Here is a 15,692-nt window from a genome sequence, read left to right on the forward strand (position 1 = left end):
ACCCCCGGCGCGGGCCAGGGCCTGTTTCGAAGGGAGCCGGGCCACGCACGCGAGCGCGTTCCCTGACCTGCGGGCCCGCGGGTCAGATCGCGAAGCGATGTCGCGCCCGCCAAGACCTGGTCAGGTGCGAGCCCCCGGGCGAGCGCCGTGGGCCAGGGTTTTGGAACACGGGCTAGTTGGGGTGGAACGCCCCGTCGAGGAACTGCCCGGCCGGAACGGTCGGCAGCGTCTCCAGCAGCCGGTTCTCCCGCGCCAGCAGGTCGCTCTCGGTCCGCAGCCGCACGGTGGCGTCCTCGGCGGCCAGCAGCCGCTGCTTGTCGTGCTGGTCCAGCACCACCGCCGCCGCGATCAGGTACGACAGCCGCACCGGGTCGCCGGGCAGGTCGAGCGGCTCGGCGACCTCGGCGCCCGCCGCCGCCAGCCGGTGCCGGTACAGGTGGAACAGCCGCCGGGCCCGGTGCGCGGCCCGCTCCGGGTCGGCCCCGCCCTCCTCCGGCAGGAACTCCACCTCGCCCCGCAGGTAGGGGCGGCCCCGGTCGACCTCCTTGAGGCGGAACCGGCGGGAGCCGACGGTGACGATGTCGTAGCGCCCGCCGGGGCGAGGGGAGACCTCGCGCAGCTCGGCGACGCAGCCGACCTCGGCGAGACGGCGCGCGGCCTCGTTGCCGACCTCGTGGCCCAGCTCGATGCCGACCACCCCGAACCGGCGCGGCTCGGGACGTTCCAGCAGATCGGCGACCAGCCGGCGGTAGCGGTCCTCGAACAGGTGCAGCGGCAGCACCAGGCCCGGGAACAGCACGGTGCCCAGCGGGAACAGCGGCAGCCGCTCGGTCACGACAGATCCTCGCTCGTGGTCCGGGGCGCGTCCGGCCGCGGGCGCCCTCCCGGCCCAGCCTACGTCCCGTTCGATGATCGCAGAATGCCGGATTTGCCACAGTCTGAACGTGGCCACCACCCGAACGGGGCATGCCGATGTGGTCACAGTGGGTCAGCTTCCCCCGATCGCGCCTCCGGCGGTCACGCGTCCCGTTACGGTCGTCCCCTACCTGGGAGGTTCGCCTCCCGGAATGAGTGTGGAGAACGCCGTATGTGGCTCAACGTTGTCATTCTCGCCGCGGCGAGCCTGGTGGTCGGGTTCGTCCTCGGCTGGATCGTGGCCTGCCCGCGCCGCTGGGAGGCGCGCTTCGCCGACCGGCCCGCGCCGCGCGAGGAGACGCCGCCGCTCAGCCGTCTCACCGGTCGCCTCACCGGCCGGATCTGACGGCCCCGCCGCCGGACGGGCGGCGGCTAGGGTGCCGATCATGAGGATGCTGATCGTCGACGCCTTCACCGACCGCCCGTTCGGTGGCAACCCCGCCGGGGTCTGCCTGCTGGAGGCCCCCGCCGACCCCGCCTGGATGCAGCGGGTCGCCGCCGAGATGCGGCACTCCGAGACCGCCTTCGTCCGGCCCCTGGCCGACGCGGACGCCGACTTCGAGCTGCGCTGGTTCACCCCCGTGGTGGAGGTCGCCTTGTGCGGCCACGCCACCCTGGCCACCGCGCACGCCCTCTACGCCACCGGAACCGTCCCGCCCGACCGCCCCGTCCGGTTCCGCACGCTGCGCAGCGGCGTGCTCACCGTGGCCCGCACCGCCGACGGCGGCCTGGAGATGGACTTCCCCGCCCGCCCGCCGGAACCGGCCCCCGCCCCCGACGGGCTGGCCGAGGCGCTGGGCGTGCCGATCGGCTGGACCGGCCGCAACGCCGAGCAGGACGTGATCGTCGAGGTCGCCGACGAGCGGACCGTCCGCGAACTGACCCCCGACATCGCCGCCCTCGCCCGGATCGACGCCCGCGGCGTGGTCCCCACCGCCGCCGCGGCCCCCGGCCAGGGGCACGACTTCGTCTCCCGGTTCTTCGCCGCCCGCATCCTGGAGGGCGACGGCGAGGATCCGGTGACCGGGTCGGCGCACTGCGCGCTGGCCCCGTTCTGGGCCGCCCGGCTGGGCCGCGACGAGCTGACCGGCTACCAGGCGTCCGCGCGCGGCGGCCTGGTCGGCACCCGGCTGCGCGGCGACCGCGTCCTGCTGTCGGGACGCGCCGTCACCGTCCTGGACGGCACGCTCACGGAGTGACCGGCCGGCCGGCCCGATGATCGCCACGCCGGTGTCTCGGCAGGTGAGACGATGCGCGGAGGATGGACACGATCCGTAGACTGGTCGGGTGATTTCCCGTATCGACCTGCGCGGCTCGCTCCCGGGCGACCTGCGCGACGTGCTGCCCCGCGCCGAACTCGACGTCGAGGCCGCCCTGGAGAAGGTGCGGCCGATCTGCGAGGACGTGCGCCATCGCGGCGCGGCGGCGGTCCGGGAGTACACCAGGGACTTCGACGGCGTGGAGCTGGAGCGCACCCGCGTCCCCGTCGAGGAGATCCACCGCGCGCTGCGCGAGCTCGACCCCGCCGTTCGCGACGCCCTGGAGGAGTCGATCCGCCGGGCCCGCCTGGTCCACCGCGACCAGCGCCGCACCGACACCACGACCCGGGTCGTCCCCGGCGGCAGGGTCACCGAACGCTGGGTCCCGGTGGGCCGCGTCGGCCTGTACGTCCCGGGCGGCCGCGCCGTGTACCCGTCCAGCGTGGTCATGAACGTCGTGCCCGCGCAGGAGGCCGGGGTCGCCTCCCTGGCCGTCACCTCGCCCGCCCAGAAGGAGCACGGCGGGCTGCCGCACCCGACGATCCTGGCGGCGTGCGCGCTGCTGGGCGTCGAGGAGGTCCACGCGGCGGGCGGCGCGCAGGCGATCGCGATGTTCGCCTACGGCACCGAGGAGTGCCCGCGCGCCGACCTGGTCACCGGCCCCGGCAACATCTGGGTCGCCGCCGCCAAGCGCCTGCTCAAGGGCGTGATCGGCATCGACTCCGAGGCCGGTCCCACCGAGATCGCGATCCTGGCCGACGACACCGCCGTCCCGGTGCACGTCGCGGCCGACCTGATCAGCCAGGCCGAGCACGACCCGCTGGCCGCCGCCGTGCTGGTCACCGACTCGGTCGCGCTGGCCGACGCGGTGGAGGCCGAGCTGCGCGTCCAGGTCGCCCGCACCCGGCACACCGAACGGATCACCGAGGCCCTCGCCGGACGCCAGTCCGGGATCGTGCTGGTGGACGACGTCGAGGCGGGCCTGAAGGTCGTGGACGCCTACGCCGCCGAGCACCTGGAGATCCAGACCGCCGACGCCGCCGCGGTCGCCGCCCGCGTCCGCAACGCCGGAGCGATCTTCGTCGGCCCGCACGCGCCGGTCTCGCTGGGCGACTACCTGGCCGGGTCCAACCACGTGCTGCCCACCGGCGGCTGCGCCTGCCACTCCTCGGGCCTGTCGGTCCAGTCGTTCCTGCGCGGCATCCACGTCGTGGAGTACGACGAGCAGGCCCTCGCCGAGGCCACCGCCCGCGTGGTGGTGCTCGCCGAGGCCGAGGACCTGCCCGCCCACGGCGCGGCCCTGAAGGCCCGCTTCGACTGGGAGGTCCCGGCGCCCCCCACCGGCGGACACGGCGGCGGCGACGCGGACCGCACCGCGGCGGCGACGGAGGAGGCGCCGCGGTCATGACGTCTTTGGAAGATCTGCCCATCCGGGACGATCTCCGCGGGAAGAAGGCCTACGGCGCGCCCCAGCTGGACGTCCCGTACGCCCTCAACACCAACGAGAACCCCTACCCGCCGTCCGACCGCCTGGTGAAGGCCCTCGGCGAGGCGGTCATGGACGTCGCCGGGTCGCTGAACCGCTACCCCGACCGCGACGCCGTCGCGCTGCGCGAGGACCTGGCGGCGTTCCTCAACGCCGACACCCCCGGCGCCGGCCTGACCGCCGACCGGGTGTGGGCCGCCAACGGCTCCAACGAGATCATCCAGCAGATCCTGCAGGCGTTCGGCGGGCCCGGCCGCACCGCGCTGGGCTTCGAGCCGTCCTACTCGATGCACCCGATCATCACGGAGGTGTCGGGGACCCGCTGGATCGACGCCCACCGCGACGAGGACTTCGGCCTGGAGCCCGGACGCGCCGTCGCGGCGGTCGCCGAGCACCGGCCGGACGTGGTGTTCCTCACGTCCCCGAACAATCCGACCGGCACGGCCCTACCGTTGGAGACGATCGAGGCGGTCCTGGACGCCGCGCCCGGCATGGTCGTGGTGGACGAGGCCTACGGGGAGTTCCGCCGGGAGGGCACGCCGTCGGCGCTGACCCTGCTGGAGGGGCACCCGCGGCTGATCGTCACCCGGACGATGTCGAAGGCGTTCGCGATGGCCGGGACGCGGCTGGGCTACCTGGCCGCCGACCCGGCCGTGGTCGAGGCGCTGCTGCTGGTGCGGCTGCCGTACCACCTGTCGGCCGTCACCCAGGCGGTCGCCCGCACCGCCCTGGCGTTCCGCGAGGAGCTGCTGGGCACCGTGGACACCCTGCGCGCCGAGCGCGACGCCCTGGTGGGGTGGCTGCGCGGCGAGGGATTCGCGGTGGCCGACTCCGACGCCAACTTCGTGCTGTTCGGGACGTTCCCGGACCGCCGGCAGGTCTGGCAGAGCCTGCTGATCCGCGGCGTGCTGATCCGGGAGGTGGGACCGCCCGAGTGGCTGCGGGTGAGCGTCGGCACCCCGGACGAGATGGCCGCCTTCCGTGACGCTTTGAAGGAGTCCCGGTGAGCGGGGCGAACCAGGACACACAGCAGTCGCGCGGCCCGCGCACCGGCGGGCCGCCAGTCGAGGAGAGTGCATGAGCCGCAAGGGCAGGGTCGAGCGAGGCACGAAGGAGACGAGTGTCCTCGTCGAGATCGACCTGGACGGGACCGGTGAGGTCGACGTGGCGACCGGCGTGGGGTTCTTCGACCACATGCTGGCCCAGCTCGGCAAGCACGGCTCGTTCGACCTGACCGTCAAGACCACCGGCGACCTGCACATCGACAGCCACCACACCATCGAGGACACCGCCATCGCCCTCGGCCAGGCGTTCCGGCAGGCCCTCGGCGACAAGGTCGGCATCCACCGGTTCGCCGACGCCATGGTGCCCCTGGACGAGGCGCTGGCGCAGGTCGTGGTGGACGTGTCCGGCCGCCCCTACCTGGTGCACTCCGAGCCCGAGGGCATGGCCCCGATGATCGGCCCCGAGTACGACACGACCATGACCCGGCACGTCTTCGAGTCGTTCGTGTCGAACGCCCAGGTCGCCCTGCACATCAACGTGCCCTACGGCCGCAACGCCCACCACATCGTCGAGGCCCAGTTCAAGGCCCTGGCGCGGGCGCTGCGCGACGCGGTCGCGTTCGACCCGAAGGTCCACGGCGTCCCCTCCACCAAGGGGGCCCTGTAGCCGTGGAGATCGGCGGAGTCGAACTGAGCTACGCCAACATCCTGCTGTTCGGCCTGGCGGTGTTCCTGCTGATGGGCGTGATCAGCTTCGTCAAGCAGGGACTGAGGATCGCCGCGCTGGTGGTGCTGGTGCTGGCGGCGATGGCGGCCGCCGGGGGAGTGATGTGGGGATGAGCAAGAAGATCGTCATCCTGGACTACGGGTCGGGCAACCTGCGCTCGGCCGAGCGCGCCGTCGCCCGGCACGGCGTGGACGTCACCGTCACCTCCGACTGGGACGCCGCGCTGGACGCCGACGGCCTGGTCGTTCCCGGCGTCGGCGCGTTCGCGGCCTGCATGGCGGGCCTGCGGGGCGTGCGCGGCGAGCAGATCATCGGCCGCCGCCTGGCCGGGGGCCGCCCGGTCCTCGGCATCTGCGTCGGCATGCAGATCCTGTTCGGCAAGGGCGTCGAGCACGGCGTCACCACCGAGGGCTGCGCCGAGTGGCCCGGCACCGTCGAACGCCTCGACGGCGCGGCGATCCTGCCGCACATGGGCTGGAACACCGTCGACGCCCCCGAGGGCACCCGGCTGTTCGCGGGCATGGACGCGGGCGCCCGGTTCTACTTCGTCCACTCCTACGGGGTGCGCCGCTGGGAACTGGAGCCCGACCCGACCGGCCGCCTGACCCCGCCGCTGGTCACCTGGGCCGAGCACGGCGACCGGTTCGTCGCGGCCGTGGAGAACGGCGCGCTGTGCGCCACCCAGTTCCACCCCGAGAAGTCCGGCGACGCCGGGGCGCAGCTTCTCGCGAACTGGCTCGACACCGTCGAGTGAGCCTCCCCGGATGAGTAAGGAGCGGGCCCGGCGCCGCGCCGAACGTGAGGCCGCCGCCGCGAAGGCGGCGGCCGAGCAGGCCGCGCGGAACGCCAGGGCCGCCGAGCGCCGCCGCCGGCGCGCACGGCTCCTGGCGCTCGTGCCGAAGCCCGTCCGCTACCGGCGGCAGGGCGGGGTGCTCGCGCGCCGCCGCCGCGCCCAGAACCGCGCCGTGCTCGGGGTCTTCCTCGCCGTGCAGGTCGCGGGCTGGATCCTGTGGCCGTCGTGGACGGCGCGGCTGGCGCTGCTGGCCCTGTCGGCGTTCCTCGTCCCGGTGTTCGTCACGCTCGTCTTCGACCGCCGCCGCTGACCCGCACGGTCGCGGCACCTCCGCCACCCGCATCGATAAGGTTCATGCCATGACACTGACGCTCCTTCCCGCCGTTGACGTCGCCGACGGCCAGGCCGTGCGCCTGGTGCAGGGCGAGGCCGGGACCGAGACCTCCTACGGCAACCCGCTGGACGCCGCCCTGGCCTGGCAGAACGCGGGAGCGGAGTGGATCCACCTGGTGGACCTGGACGCCGCGTTCGGGCGCGGCTCCAACCGCGAGCTGCTCGCCGAGGTCACCGGCCGCCTCGACGTGAAGGTCGAGCTGTCCGGCGGCATCCGCGACGACGCCTCCCTGGAGGCCGCCCTGGCCACCGGCTGCGCGCGCGTCAACATCGGCACCGCCGCCCTGGAGGACCCCGACTGGTGCCGCAGGATCATCGCCGAGTACGGCGACAGGATCGCCGTGGGGCTGGACGTGCGCGGCACGACCCTGGCCGCGCGCGGCTGGACCCGCGAGGGCGGCGACCTGTGGGAGGTCCTGGAGCGCCTGGAGCGCGACGGCTGCCCGCGCTACGTCGTCACCGACGTCACCAAGGACGGCACCCTGCGCGGCCCCAACACCGAGCTGCTGCGCGAGGTGTGCTCCCGCACCGACAAGCCGGTGATCGCCTCCGGCGGCGTGTCGTCGCTGGACGACCTGCGCGCCCTGGCCACGCTGGTCCCCGACGGCGTGGAGGGCGCGATCGTCGGCAAGGCCCTGTACGCGCGGGCGTTCACCCTCGAAGAGGCCCTGGCGGCCGTCAAGTGATCGAACGCATCACGTCCGGCGGCCCCTGGGAGGACACCTTCGGGTACTCCCGGGCCGTCCTGGCGGGGGACCTGGCGCTGGTCGCGGGCTGCACCGCCACCGTGGACGGGCAGGTCGTGCACGTCGGCGACCCGTTCGAGCAGGCCCGCACCGCGTTCCAGATCGCGCTGTGGTCGCTGGAGCGTCTCGGCCTGGGCCGCGACGACGTGGTGCGCACCCGCATGTACATCACCGACGTCGCCCACTCGGCGGACGTCGGGCGGGCGCACGAGCTGCTGTTCGGCGAGGTGCGCCCGGTGTCCACCATCCTGGTCGTCGCGGGCCTGCTGGACCCGCGGATGCTGGTGGAGGTCGAAGTGGAAGCCTATCGGGGGGACGCATGACCGTCGCCGTACGCGTGATCCCGTGCCTGGACGTCGACGCCGGGCGCGTGGTGAAGGGCGTCAACTTCCAGAACCTGCGCGACGCCGGTGACCCGGTGGAGCTCGCGCGCCGCTACGACGCCGAGGGCGCCGACGAGCTGACGTTCCTGGACATCACCGCCTCCAGCGGGGACCGTTCCACCACCTACGACGTGGTGCGCCGCACCGCCGAGCAGGTGTTCATCCCGCTGACGGTCGGCGGCGGGATCCGCACCGTCGAGGACGTGGACCGGCTGCTGCGCGCGGGCGCCGACAAGGTGTCGGTGAACACCGCCGCCATCGCCCGCCCGGAGTTCCTGCGCGAGGCCGCGCACCGGTTCGGGTCCCAGTGCGTCGTGCTGTCGGTGGACGCGCGCCGCGCCCCCGGCACCCCGTCGGGCTTCGAGGTCACCACGCACGGCGGCCGCAAGGGCACCGGCCTCGACGCGCTGGAGTGGGCGCGGCGCGGCGAGGAGCTGGGCGTGGGGGAGATCCTGCTGAACTCCATGGACGCCGACGGCACCAGGAACGGCTTCGACCTGGAGATGATCGAGCAGGTGCGGGCGCGGGTGTCGGTCCCGGTGATCGCCTCCGGCGGGGCGGGCCGGGTGGAGCACTTCGCCCCGGCCGTCGCGGCGGGCGCGGACGCGGTGCTGGCCGCCAGCGTGTTCCACTTCGGCGACCTGAAGGTCTCCGAGGTGAAGGACGCGCTGCGCGCGGCCGGGAACGAGGTCCGATGAGGGTCGCGATCGCCACCTTCTCCGTCATCCCGGACGGCGGCGCCGAGGCGGCGCTGCTGCGCGGGGAGCTGGCCGGGCTCGGCGTCGAGGCCGTCCCGGTCCCGTGGGACGACGCCGACACCGACTGGACCGCGTTCGACCTGGTCGTGGTCCGTTCCACCTGGGACTACACCGAGCGCCGCGAGGAGTTCCTGGAGTGGGCCGCCGGCGTCCCGCGCCTGCGGAACGCCGCGCCGGTGCTGCGCTGGAACACCGACAAGACCTACCTGCGCGAGCTGGCCGAGGCCGGGGTGCCCGTCGTCCCCACGCTGTGGGACCCCGCCGACCTCCCGTCCGACTGGGACGAGTACGTCATCAAGCCGTCGGTGTCGTGCGGGTCGCGCGACACCGCCCGCTGGCGGCGCGGCGACGAGGACCGCGCCCGCGCCCACCTGCGGCGGCTGCGCGGCGAGGACCGCACGGTGATGGTGCAGCCGTACCTGTCGGCGATCGACACCGAGGGCGAGACGGCGCTGCTGTTCTGCGACGGCGAGTTCAGCCACGCCGCCCGCAAGGCCGCGATCCTCGCGCCCGGCGCGGGCGTGCCGGACCGGCCGATCGGCGGGGACACCGTTCCCGTCGAGGCGACCCCCGAGCAGCTCGCCGTGGCGCGCGAGGTCCTGGCGCACGCCCCCGGCGACCTGCTGTACGCCCGCGTCGACCTGGTGCCCGGCCCGGACGGCTCCCCGGTCCTGCTCGAACTGGAGCTCACCGAGCCGAACCTGTTCCTGGACCACGACCCCGGGGCCGCCGCCCGCTACGCCAAGGCCATCGCCGCGCGCCTGTGAACGGTCACTCCCCGCCCTCCTCCTCGGCGGGCGCCGGGACCACCGCCTCGGGGGAGGTCCGCACCACCGGCAGCAGCAGCGCCGAGGGATGGTCGGGGTCGTGCAGGACCTCCTGCTCGGCCGCGACCATCTCCCGGGCGGTGGCGATCGGCTCGCCGGTGCCGGGGTTGGCGGCGACCTTCGGATAGGCGCCGCTGGTGACATGGACGCGGACGCGGTGGCCGCGCTCGAACCGGTGCCCGGTCGGCCACAGGTCGATCGCCACCCGCCGCACCCCCTCGGTCCCGACCGGCTTGTCGGCGACCGGCCGGCCGGGGTCGAGGCGCAGGCCGCCCTCGCAGACGTTGCGGGACACGCCGTCGGGCGCGACGTCGCACAGTCGCACCACGAAGTCGGTGTGCTCGCGGCTGGACCGCACGAACAGGTCGGCGGCGACCGGCCCGACCACGTCCAGGTCCTCGGCCAGCTCGGGCGAGGTGAACACCAGCACGTCGGGGCGTTTCTCCAGCGGCCGGTTGTCCACCGGCCTGGAACTGCCCAGCAGCGTCGGCCCGCCGAGCGCCGGGGTCGGGTCGCGCGGGTCGAACCGGTAGGCGCTCGGGTCCCGCCGCTGCGGCCCGTCGGTGCCCAGGCCGCCGCCCGCGTGCAGGTGCCAGCGTTCCTGGCGCATCCCCGGCGGCGGCCAGTCGGTGTACTCGCGCCACTCCTTGGCGCGCGTCACGTACACCCGCACCGGGTTGGCGCGCAGCCCCCACGTCTCGCCCTTGAGGTGCGCGCGGAACCACGCCAGCGACTCGCGGAACGACACCAGGCTGTGCCGCGCGTCGGTGTGCCACCACGGCCCGATCGTCAGGTGGGGGCGGTGGCCGCCCGCCCGCAGCGACAGGTAGTCCTTCACCAGCCAGGGCAGGAAGATGTCGTACCAGCCGCCCAGCAGCGCCACGGGCGCCTCGACGTCGCGGACCCGCCCGCTGAAGTCCCGCTTGTACCAGTACTCCGCGCCGACCTCGGGCGCGTGGTGCTTCAGCAGGTCCTGGTAGAACCGCATGGGCGCGCCGCCGGTCAGCACGTCCAGCTCGCTGAGCGGCCGCCCGCTGCGGGCGGCGCGCACGGCGCGGCGGCGCGAGACCAGCGGCGCGGCGAGCAGGCCCAGCCGCCGCTGCTGCCGGTGGGTGAGGTCGGTCCACGACAGCGTGGACTCCAGCGCGAACGACCCGCCCACGTAGGCGGCGTCCCGGAACGACGAGGCGGTGATCTGCAACGACATCGCCCTCAGCTCGGGCCCGGCGTCGGCGGCCAGCGCCCACGCCGAGTACCCCAGGTAGCTGGCTCCGTAGGTGGCGAACGACCCGTCGAACCACGGCTGTTCCCGCAGCCAGGCGACGGTGGCGAGACCGTCCTCGCGTTCGCTGCCCAGCGGGTCGAACTCGCCGCCGGACCCGAACGTGCCGCGCGCGCTCTGCACCACCAGCTGGAACCCGAACGGCACGAACGGCAGCCCGTTGAGGACCGCCGCCGGCCCGCGCCGCCCGTAGGGGGTGCGGACCAGGATCGTGGGCAGCGGTTCGCGCATGCCGGGGGGCGCGTAGCGGTCGGCGAGCAGCGTCACGCCGTCGGGCGTGGTGACCGGCAGGTCGCGCTGCACGGTGTAGCGGGGGATCCGGATCTGCGGGGCTGACAGGAGGTCCCTGAATGCCATGCGGTCTCCAGTAGGGGGGATTACTCCCCAGTAACAATACCCGTCTCGGTCAGGGCGACCCACGGGTCGCGGTCGCCGAGCAGCCGCCCGGCCTCGGCGGCCCAGTGGTGCTCGTCGCCGAACTCCTCGCGCCAGGACCACAGCCGCAGCGTGACCGTGCGCAGCGGGTGCTCCTCGGTGACGCCCATCGCGCCGTGGACCTGGTGCGCGACCGACGCGACGACGCCCGCCGCGCGGGAGGCGCCGGCCTTGGCCGCCGCGACGGCCAGCGGATCGTCCGGGGCGCGGACGGCGGCGCGGACCGCCACGTCGGCGACCACGACCTCCCCGGCGGCCTCGGCCAGCAGGTGCTGAACCGCCTGGAACCGGCCGATCGGCCGCCCGAACTGCTCGCGCTCGCCCGCGTGCCGCACCGCCAGGTCCAGCGCGCGCCGCATCGCCCCGGTGAGCTGCACCGCCCGCGCCAGCGCGCCCCACCGCCACAGCTCCTCCGGCGGCACGGGGGCCGGGGCGCTCTCCCCGGACACGGACACGAGGACCACCTCGTCGCGGGGCTCGCCCGCCACGTTCGCCCCCTCGGCGACCTCCACACCGGCGCGGTCGACGACCGTGACCGCGCCGTCGGCCAGCACGACGATCCGGCGTGCCGACCGCGCCCACGGAACGCGCCGCAGCCGTCCCCCGGCGCCGGGGACGGCGACGGTGAGCGGCCCGGCGGGCACCCCGAGCCCCGCGGCGGCCAGCAGCCGCCCGGCCAGCCAACCGGTCTCCGCCAGCGGCACCGCCGCGCCGTGGTACCCGGCGGCGCGCAGCAGCACGGCCGCGTCCTCCAGGCCGCCGCCGCTGCCGCCCGCCCCCTCCGGGACGCCGACCAGCGTCAGCCCGGCCTCCTCCAGCGCGGGCCAGGGATCATCGGCGGCGAGGATCCGGTGCGCGGTCTCGTCGAGGAGCCCGGTCATCACCGCACCCCCAGGCCGCGCGCCACGATGCCCCGCAGGATCTCGTTGGTGCCGCCGCGCAGCGTGAACCCCGGCGACTGCACGACGGCCTCCGCCAGCGCCCGCGCCAGGGGGTCGGGCGAGGCGGGATCGGGCTCGACGGGGGAGTGGGCGCGCACCACCTCGATCACCTCGCGTTCGAACCGGGTGCCCATGTCCTTGACCAGCGCGGCGGGGATGTCGGGCGCGCGGCCCCGCGCGAGCGCCCCGGCCACGCCCAGCGACGCCTGCCGCAGCGCCCACAGCCGGGCCAGCAGACCGCCGGCCGCGCGGCGTTCCGCCGGGGTCGCGGCGCGTTCGGCCAGCAGCCGGACCAGCGGGAACGTGCTGAGGAGGCGTTCGGGGCCGCTGCGCTCGTAGGCGAGCTCGGCGGTGACCTGCCGCCAGCCGTCACCGGGCTCGCCCAGCAGCAGGTCCTCGGGGACGAACGCGCCGTCGAACACGACCTCGTTGAAGTGGTGCTCCCCGGCCAGGCCCCGGATCGGCCGGACCGTCACGCCCTCGCCCGGCAGCGGCACGACGAACTGGCTCAGCCCCGCGTGCCGGTCGCCGTCCGCCGGGGCACTGCGGGCCAGCACGAGGATCGTGTGCGCCAGGTGCGCGCCGCTGGACCAGATCTTGGTGCCGTGCAGCCGCCAGCCGCCCGCGACGCGTTCGGCGCGGGTGCGCACCGACGCCAGGTCCGACCCCGCGTCCGGCTCGCTCATCCCGATCGCGAAGAAGCACTCGCCGCGCGTGATCGCGGGCAGGAACCGGCGCTTGAGCCCCTCGGAGCCGTGCGCGGCGATGCTCGGCCCGGTCTGCCGGTCGGCGATCCAGTGCGCGGCGACCGGCGCGCCCGCCGCGAGCAGCTCCTCGATCACGACGAAGCGTTCCAGCGGGGAGCGGCCGTGCCCGCCGTAGCGCGGCGGCAGCGTCATGCCGAGCCAGCCGCGTTCGGCGAGCCGCCTGCTGAACGCCGGGTCCGCGCCGGTCAGCCAGCTGTCGCAGCGCGGGGTGAAGTCCTGCCCGGCCAGGAACTCCCGCACCCGGCCGCGCAGCGCCCCCGCGTCCGGCGGCAGGGTGCCCGGTTCCAGCTCCGGCAGCGCTCCCGGCTCCGGTGACGTCGCCACATCCGCCTCCCGAAAGATCCGGAGGCGACGTTACCGGGTTCGCCCCACCCTGTCGTCAGTGGCCCCTTACTGGCCTTGTGCCGGACCCGTCTGCGATCGTGGCGGTATGTGGGCAGCGCCGCACCCCGAACCCGTCCGGCCGAGCGCGGGCTGGTACACGGTCCCCGCCCTCCTGCTGGCGGCGGCCGCGCTGTGGTGCCTGGTGTTCGTCGGCCTCAACCTGGGCTCGCTGCGCGTCGCCGACGACCCCCCGGCGTCCGGCGACCCCGCCTCGGGCGTGACGGTGCGGCTGGTGCGCGGGCACGGCTACTTCCTGTACGCGCAGCGGAACGCGCCCGCGCCGACGGTCTGCGTGGTGACCGCGTCCGACGGGATGACCGGCCCGGTGGTCCTCACCCGCGAGAACGCCTGGAGCGCCGGCGAGCGGCCCGGCCTGCGCTACACCGCCACCTTCGAGGCCCCGATGACCGGAACCGTCCGCCTGACCTGCCAGGACACCGAGGGACAGCTCACGGTGACCCCCGACGACACCGTCTTCGGCTACCTGGGCCTGACCGTGATCGGCGGCGCGGTGGCCGGCGCGTTCGCCGCGGTCTTCTGGATCGTGCTCTTCGTACGCCGCTCCCACGCCCAACGCACCCCCGACACCCCCACACCACACCCCCTCTGACGCCGCGCCGCTTCTACACGCGTGACGTCTACCCGCGCGGCTTCTGGAGCGGCGCCGCCCTCGACGCGCTGCCCGCCTGCCTCACCACGCCCCACAGCCCACACCGCCGCGCCGCGTTGCGCTGCGTTGCGCCGCGCCGCGTTGCGTTGCGCCGCGCCGCGTTGCGTTGCGCCGTGCCGTGCCGCGTTGCGCTGCGTTGCGCCGCGTTGCGCTGCGTTGCGCCGCGCCGCGCTGCGTTGCGCCGCGTTGCGCTGCGTTGCGCCGCGCCGCGCTGCGTTGCGCCGCGCCGCGCTGCGTTGCGCCGTGCCGTGCCGCGCTGCGCCGTGCCGTGCTGTGCTGTGCCGCGCTGTGCCGTGCTGTGCCGTTTCGTGCCGCGCTGTGTCGTGCCGTGCCGCGTTGCGTCGTGCCGTGCCGCGCTGCGCCGTGCCGACCGCGTCGTGCCGTGTCGACCGCGTCGTGCTGTGTCGTTGTGCTGGGCGGGTTTTGTTCGTGTGGTGTTTGTTCGCGTGCGCTGCTTCCAGGGCTTGGGAGCTTTGGCGTTGGGCTCGGTCGCGTTGTTGTCGGGTTCAGGGGACGTCGTGTTGTGGGGAGCGGGCGGCCAGGGCTGCCGGGCCGTGGGCCTTCAGGGCCGCCAGGCGGGCTTCCACCTCGGCTCTGCACTCCAGGCCCGTCAGGGTCTCGAACCGGGTGTCCAGGGGTGAGGTGGCCGGGTCCCGGCGGCCGCGGACCCGTTCCTCCTCGCGTCGCAGCTTCTGCTCGAACCGGGTGATCTCGCTGATGGGGTCCGTGGGGTCGGCGTTTTCGGTGGTGCGGGGGAGCCGTGGCCGGGCGGTCAGGTCGTCGCGGCGGTCCCTCAGCTCCGCCAGCCGGGACCGCATGCGCTCGACCCCGGTGCGGAGCCGGTCGACGATCTCCCGCTGGGAGGCGATGGCGGGCGCGGTGGTGCGGGCCTCGGTCTCGGCCTGCAACTGCCGTTCCAGCGCGACCCGGGCGAGGTCGTCGAACCGGTCGGCGTCGGCGGCGTCCCCGGCGGCGCGCAGCCGGTCGGCCTCCTGGCTGGCGGCCAGGGCCCGGCGGCCCCACTCGGCGGCGGCCCGCACGTCCTCGGCGTGGTCGGCCTCCAGCAGCCGCAGGTCCCCGGCCGTCCGGGCGGCCGCCCGCTCGGCCTCGCCGATGGTGTCGGTGTAGTCCCGGACGAGCCGGTCCCGCGCCCGTTCCGGGTCCTCGGCCTCGTCCAGCAGGGCGTGGACGTCGGCCCGCGCGAGCTGGGCCACGCGGCCGACGATGCTCTGCTTGGTCATGGGTGGAAGCCCCCGTGGTCGGTGGTCACGCGGTCGGCGGCCGGGAACGACCGCCCGCGCCGGACGCGGGTCGCCGGACCGCCGAAGCCGCCCGCGCCCGCCAGGTCGCCGTCCCCGCCGGGGACGCCCGCGAGCGAGTGGCCCCGCACGTCCCGTTCGGCGAGCTGGGCGGCCTGCTGGCCGAGGGCGGCGGCCTGCTCGGCGGCGGTGAGCGCGGTGACCGGGTCGGGCCCGGCGAGGCCGACGGCGCGGCCCAGGCGCCGTTCGGCCTCGGCCAGGCGGGTGCGGGCGGTGCTGCCGACCGCGCCGCACCGGGTGGCGATGAGGTCCCGGGCGGCGGCGATCTCGCTGCGCGCCACCAGGATCGCCTGGTCGAGCTGGACGGCGGCGCTGCGCCGCCGCTCCCGTTCGCCGCGCACCCCCGACAGCGCCTCGTCGAGCGCGTCGTGCGCCTCCTGGAGGCGCTGGTGCTCGGCGATCGGGTCGACGGGCCCGGCCGCCAGGTCGGCGCGGACCTGCCGCATGACGCTCCGGGCGCGGGCGATGTGCGGGGCCAGCTCGGCCTGCCACCGCTGCTCGGCGGTGATCAGGGAACGGGCCGCCGCCAGGTCGCGTTCGGTGTCGTCCAGCACGGCGCGCAGCCCGGCCGCGGCCGCCGCCAGCTCGGCCGACCGCCGCCGC

At 75.1% G+C, this 15,692-nt stretch carries 19 protein-coding genes; 13 read left to right on the forward strand and 6 right to left on the reverse strand.

Annotated elements, in window-relative coordinates:
• Nucleotides 1–172: 172 nt before the first annotated feature.
• Nucleotides 173–835 carry an LON peptidase substrate-binding domain-containing protein gene (locus AKI01S_RS37760; protein WP_067829272.1) on the reverse strand — a complete coding sequence of 221 codons (663 nt, stop codon included), beginning with the start codon at nt 833–835 and terminating at the stop codon, nt 173–175.
• A 252-nt stretch (nt 836–1,087) separates the two neighbouring features.
• Here AKI01S_RS37760 and AKI01S_RS51250 point away from each other — a divergent pair, with 252 nt between their 5' ends.
• The 12 genes from AKI01S_RS51250 (at nt 1,088) to AKI01S_RS37810 (ending at nt 9,231) form a co-directional block, all read left to right on the forward strand.
• Nucleotides 1,088–1,261 (forward strand): hypothetical protein, encoded by a 174-nt coding sequence (locus tag AKI01S_RS51250; RefSeq protein WP_157420456.1) that lies wholly within the window; start codon nt 1,088–1,090, stop codon nt 1,259–1,261.
• A gap of 40 nt (nt 1,262–1,301) precedes the next feature.
• Nucleotides 1,302–2,114, forward strand: a complete 813-nt coding sequence (locus AKI01S_RS37765; RefSeq protein WP_067829275.1) for a PhzF family phenazine biosynthesis protein — start codon at nt 1,302–1,304, stop codon at nt 2,112–2,114.
• Nucleotides 2,115–2,202: 88 nt separating this feature from the next.
• Nucleotides 2,203–3,582 (forward strand): histidinol dehydrogenase, encoded by a 1,380-nt coding sequence (gene hisD / locus AKI01S_RS37770; protein WP_084000648.1) that lies wholly within the window; start codon nt 2,203–2,205, stop codon nt 3,580–3,582.
• Entirely contained in the window at nt 3,579–4,667 is a 1,089-nt protein-coding gene (locus AKI01S_RS37775; RefSeq protein ID WP_067829278.1) for a histidinol-phosphate transaminase, read from the forward strand. Before hisD ends, AKI01S_RS37775 begins: the two co-directional genes overlap by 4 nt.
• A 70-nt stretch (nt 4,668–4,737) precedes the next feature.
• Nucleotides 4,738–5,331, forward strand: coding sequence for an imidazoleglycerol-phosphate dehydratase HisB (hisB, locus tag AKI01S_RS37780; protein WP_067829281.1), 594 nt, complete (start codon nt 4,738–4,740; stop codon nt 5,329–5,331).
• A 2-nt stretch (nt 5,332–5,333) separates the two neighbouring features.
• Nucleotides 5,334–5,504: a CG2302 family histidine operon protein gene (locus AKI01S_RS52045; protein ID WP_169814086.1), complete on the forward strand. Its 171-nt coding sequence runs from the start codon at nt 5,334–5,336 to the stop codon at nt 5,502–5,504.
• The gene (gene hisH / locus AKI01S_RS37785; RefSeq protein ID WP_067829284.1) at nt 5,501–6,145 is read left to right on the forward strand and encodes an imidazole glycerol phosphate synthase subunit HisH; all 645 of its coding nucleotides are present in this window, start codon (nt 5,501–5,503) and stop codon (nt 6,143–6,145) included. Before AKI01S_RS52045 ends, hisH begins: the two co-directional genes overlap by 4 nt.
• 10 nt (nt 6,146–6,155) lie before the next feature.
• Nucleotides 6,156–6,494, forward strand: coding sequence for a hypothetical protein (locus tag AKI01S_RS37790; protein ID WP_067829287.1), 339 nt, complete (start codon nt 6,156–6,158; stop codon nt 6,492–6,494).
• Between the two features lie 49 nt (nt 6,495–6,543).
• Complete coding sequence (priA, locus tag AKI01S_RS37795) at nt 6,544–7,263, forward strand: bifunctional 1-(5-phosphoribosyl)-5-((5-phosphoribosylamino)methylideneamino)imidazole-4-carboxamide isomerase/phosphoribosylanthranilate isomerase PriA (protein WP_067829290.1); 720 nt, start codon at nt 6,544–6,546, stop codon at nt 7,261–7,263.
• On the forward strand, nt 7,260–7,646 hold the full coding sequence (locus tag AKI01S_RS37800) for a RidA family protein (RefSeq protein ID WP_067829292.1): 387 nt from the start codon (nt 7,260–7,262) through the stop codon (nt 7,644–7,646). Before priA ends, AKI01S_RS37800 begins: the two co-directional genes overlap by 4 nt.
• Nucleotides 7,643–8,404 (forward strand): imidazole glycerol phosphate synthase subunit HisF, encoded by a 762-nt coding sequence (hisF, locus tag AKI01S_RS37805; RefSeq protein WP_067829295.1) that lies wholly within the window; start codon nt 7,643–7,645, stop codon nt 8,402–8,404. The genes AKI01S_RS37800 and hisF overlap by 4 nt, the downstream gene beginning before the upstream one ends.
• A complete protein-coding gene (locus tag AKI01S_RS37810) occupies nt 8,401–9,231 on the forward strand; it encodes an ATP-grasp domain-containing protein (RefSeq protein WP_067829299.1) in 831 nt (276 codons plus the stop codon). Before hisF ends, AKI01S_RS37810 begins: the two co-directional genes overlap by 4 nt.
• A gap of 4 nt (nt 9,232–9,235) precedes the next feature.
• Here AKI01S_RS37810 and AKI01S_RS37815 read toward each other — a convergent pair whose 3' ends face one another.
• The 3 genes from AKI01S_RS37815 to AKI01S_RS37825 are packed head-to-tail and all read right to left on the reverse strand — an operon-like array spanning nt 9,236 to nt 13,040.
• Nucleotides 9,236–10,930, reverse strand: coding sequence for a CocE/NonD family hydrolase (locus AKI01S_RS37815; RefSeq protein WP_067829302.1), 1,695 nt, complete (start codon nt 10,928–10,930; stop codon nt 9,236–9,238).
• A gap of 20 nt (nt 10,931–10,950) precedes the next feature.
• Nucleotides 10,951–11,889, reverse strand: coding sequence for an acyl-CoA dehydrogenase family protein (locus tag AKI01S_RS37820; protein WP_067829305.1), 939 nt, complete (start codon nt 11,887–11,889; stop codon nt 10,951–10,953).
• Nucleotides 11,889–13,040 (reverse strand): acyl-CoA dehydrogenase family protein, encoded by a 1,152-nt coding sequence (locus tag AKI01S_RS37825; RefSeq protein WP_218009976.1) that lies wholly within the window; start codon nt 13,038–13,040, stop codon nt 11,889–11,891. The genes AKI01S_RS37820 and AKI01S_RS37825 overlap by 1 nt, the downstream gene beginning before the upstream one ends.
• Nucleotides 13,041–13,146: 106 nt before the next feature.
• On the opposite strand from AKI01S_RS37825, the gene AKI01S_RS51255 reads away from it, so the two are divergent.
• Entirely contained in the window at nt 13,147–13,710 is a 564-nt protein-coding gene (locus AKI01S_RS51255) for a hypothetical protein (RefSeq protein ID WP_067829308.1), read from the forward strand.
• A 566-nt stretch (nt 13,711–14,276) separates the two neighbouring features.
• On the opposite strand, the gene AKI01S_RS37835 is transcribed toward AKI01S_RS51255, so the two are convergent.
• On the reverse strand, nt 14,277–15,011 hold the full coding sequence (locus tag AKI01S_RS37835; RefSeq protein ID WP_067829311.1) for a PspA/IM30 family protein: 735 nt from the start codon (nt 15,009–15,011) through the stop codon (nt 14,277–14,279).
• Nucleotides 15,008–15,692, reverse strand: a 685-nt coding sequence (locus AKI01S_RS52050) for a hypothetical protein (RefSeq protein WP_439951705.1), incomplete at its 5' end; no start/stop codon positions are given. The genes AKI01S_RS37835 and AKI01S_RS52050, both read right to left, overlap by 4 nt.

The sequence above is a fragment of the Actinomadura kijaniata NBRC 14229 genome (genome assembly GCF_001552175.1).
Taxonomy (GTDB): Bacteria; Actinomycetota; Actinomycetes; order Streptosporangiales; family Streptosporangiaceae; genus Spirillospora; species Spirillospora kijaniata.

What these genes read in the sequence shown, in the direction of transcription:
- AKI01S_RS51250 (WP_157420456.1), top strand. Translation starts at nt 1,088, where the DNA reads ATGTGGCTCAACGTTGTCATTCTCGCCGCGGCGAGCCTGGTGGTCGGG.
- AKI01S_RS37765 (WP_067829275.1), top strand. Translation starts at nt 1,302, where the DNA reads ATGAGGATGCTGATCGTCGACGCCTTCACCGACCGCCCGTTCGGTGGC.
- AKI01S_RS37775 (WP_067829278.1), top strand. Translation starts at nt 3,579, where the DNA reads ATGACGTCTTTGGAAGATCTGCCCATCCGGGACGATCTCCGCGGGAAG.
- hisB (WP_067829281.1), top strand. Translation starts at nt 4,738, where the DNA reads ATGAGCCGCAAGGGCAGGGTCGAGCGAGGCACGAAGGAGACGAGTGTC.
- hisH (WP_067829284.1), top strand. Translation starts at nt 5,501, where the DNA reads ATGAGCAAGAAGATCGTCATCCTGGACTACGGGTCGGGCAACCTGCGC.
- AKI01S_RS37790 (WP_067829287.1), top strand. Translation starts at nt 6,156, where the DNA reads ATGAGTAAGGAGCGGGCCCGGCGCCGCGCCGAACGTGAGGCCGCCGCC.
- priA (WP_067829290.1), top strand. Translation starts at nt 6,544, where the DNA reads ATGACACTGACGCTCCTTCCCGCCGTTGACGTCGCCGACGGCCAGGCC.
- hisF (WP_067829295.1), top strand. Translation starts at nt 7,643, where the DNA reads ATGACCGTCGCCGTACGCGTGATCCCGTGCCTGGACGTCGACGCCGGG.
- AKI01S_RS37810 (WP_067829299.1), top strand. Translation starts at nt 8,401, where the DNA reads ATGAGGGTCGCGATCGCCACCTTCTCCGTCATCCCGGACGGCGGCGCC.
- AKI01S_RS37815 (WP_067829302.1), bottom strand. Translation starts at nt 10,930, where the DNA reads ATGGCATTCAGGGACCTCCTGTCAGCCCCGCAGATCCGGATCCCCCGC.
- AKI01S_RS37820 (WP_067829305.1), bottom strand. Translation starts at nt 11,889, where the DNA reads ATGACCGGGCTCCTCGACGAGACCGCGCACCGGATCCTCGCCGCCGAT.
- AKI01S_RS51255 (WP_067829308.1), top strand. Translation starts at nt 13,147, where the DNA reads ATGTGGGCAGCGCCGCACCCCGAACCCGTCCGGCCGAGCGCGGGCTGG.
- AKI01S_RS37835 (WP_067829311.1), bottom strand. Translation starts at nt 15,011, where the DNA reads ATGACCAAGCAGAGCATCGTCGGCCGCGTGGCCCAGCTCGCGCGGGCC.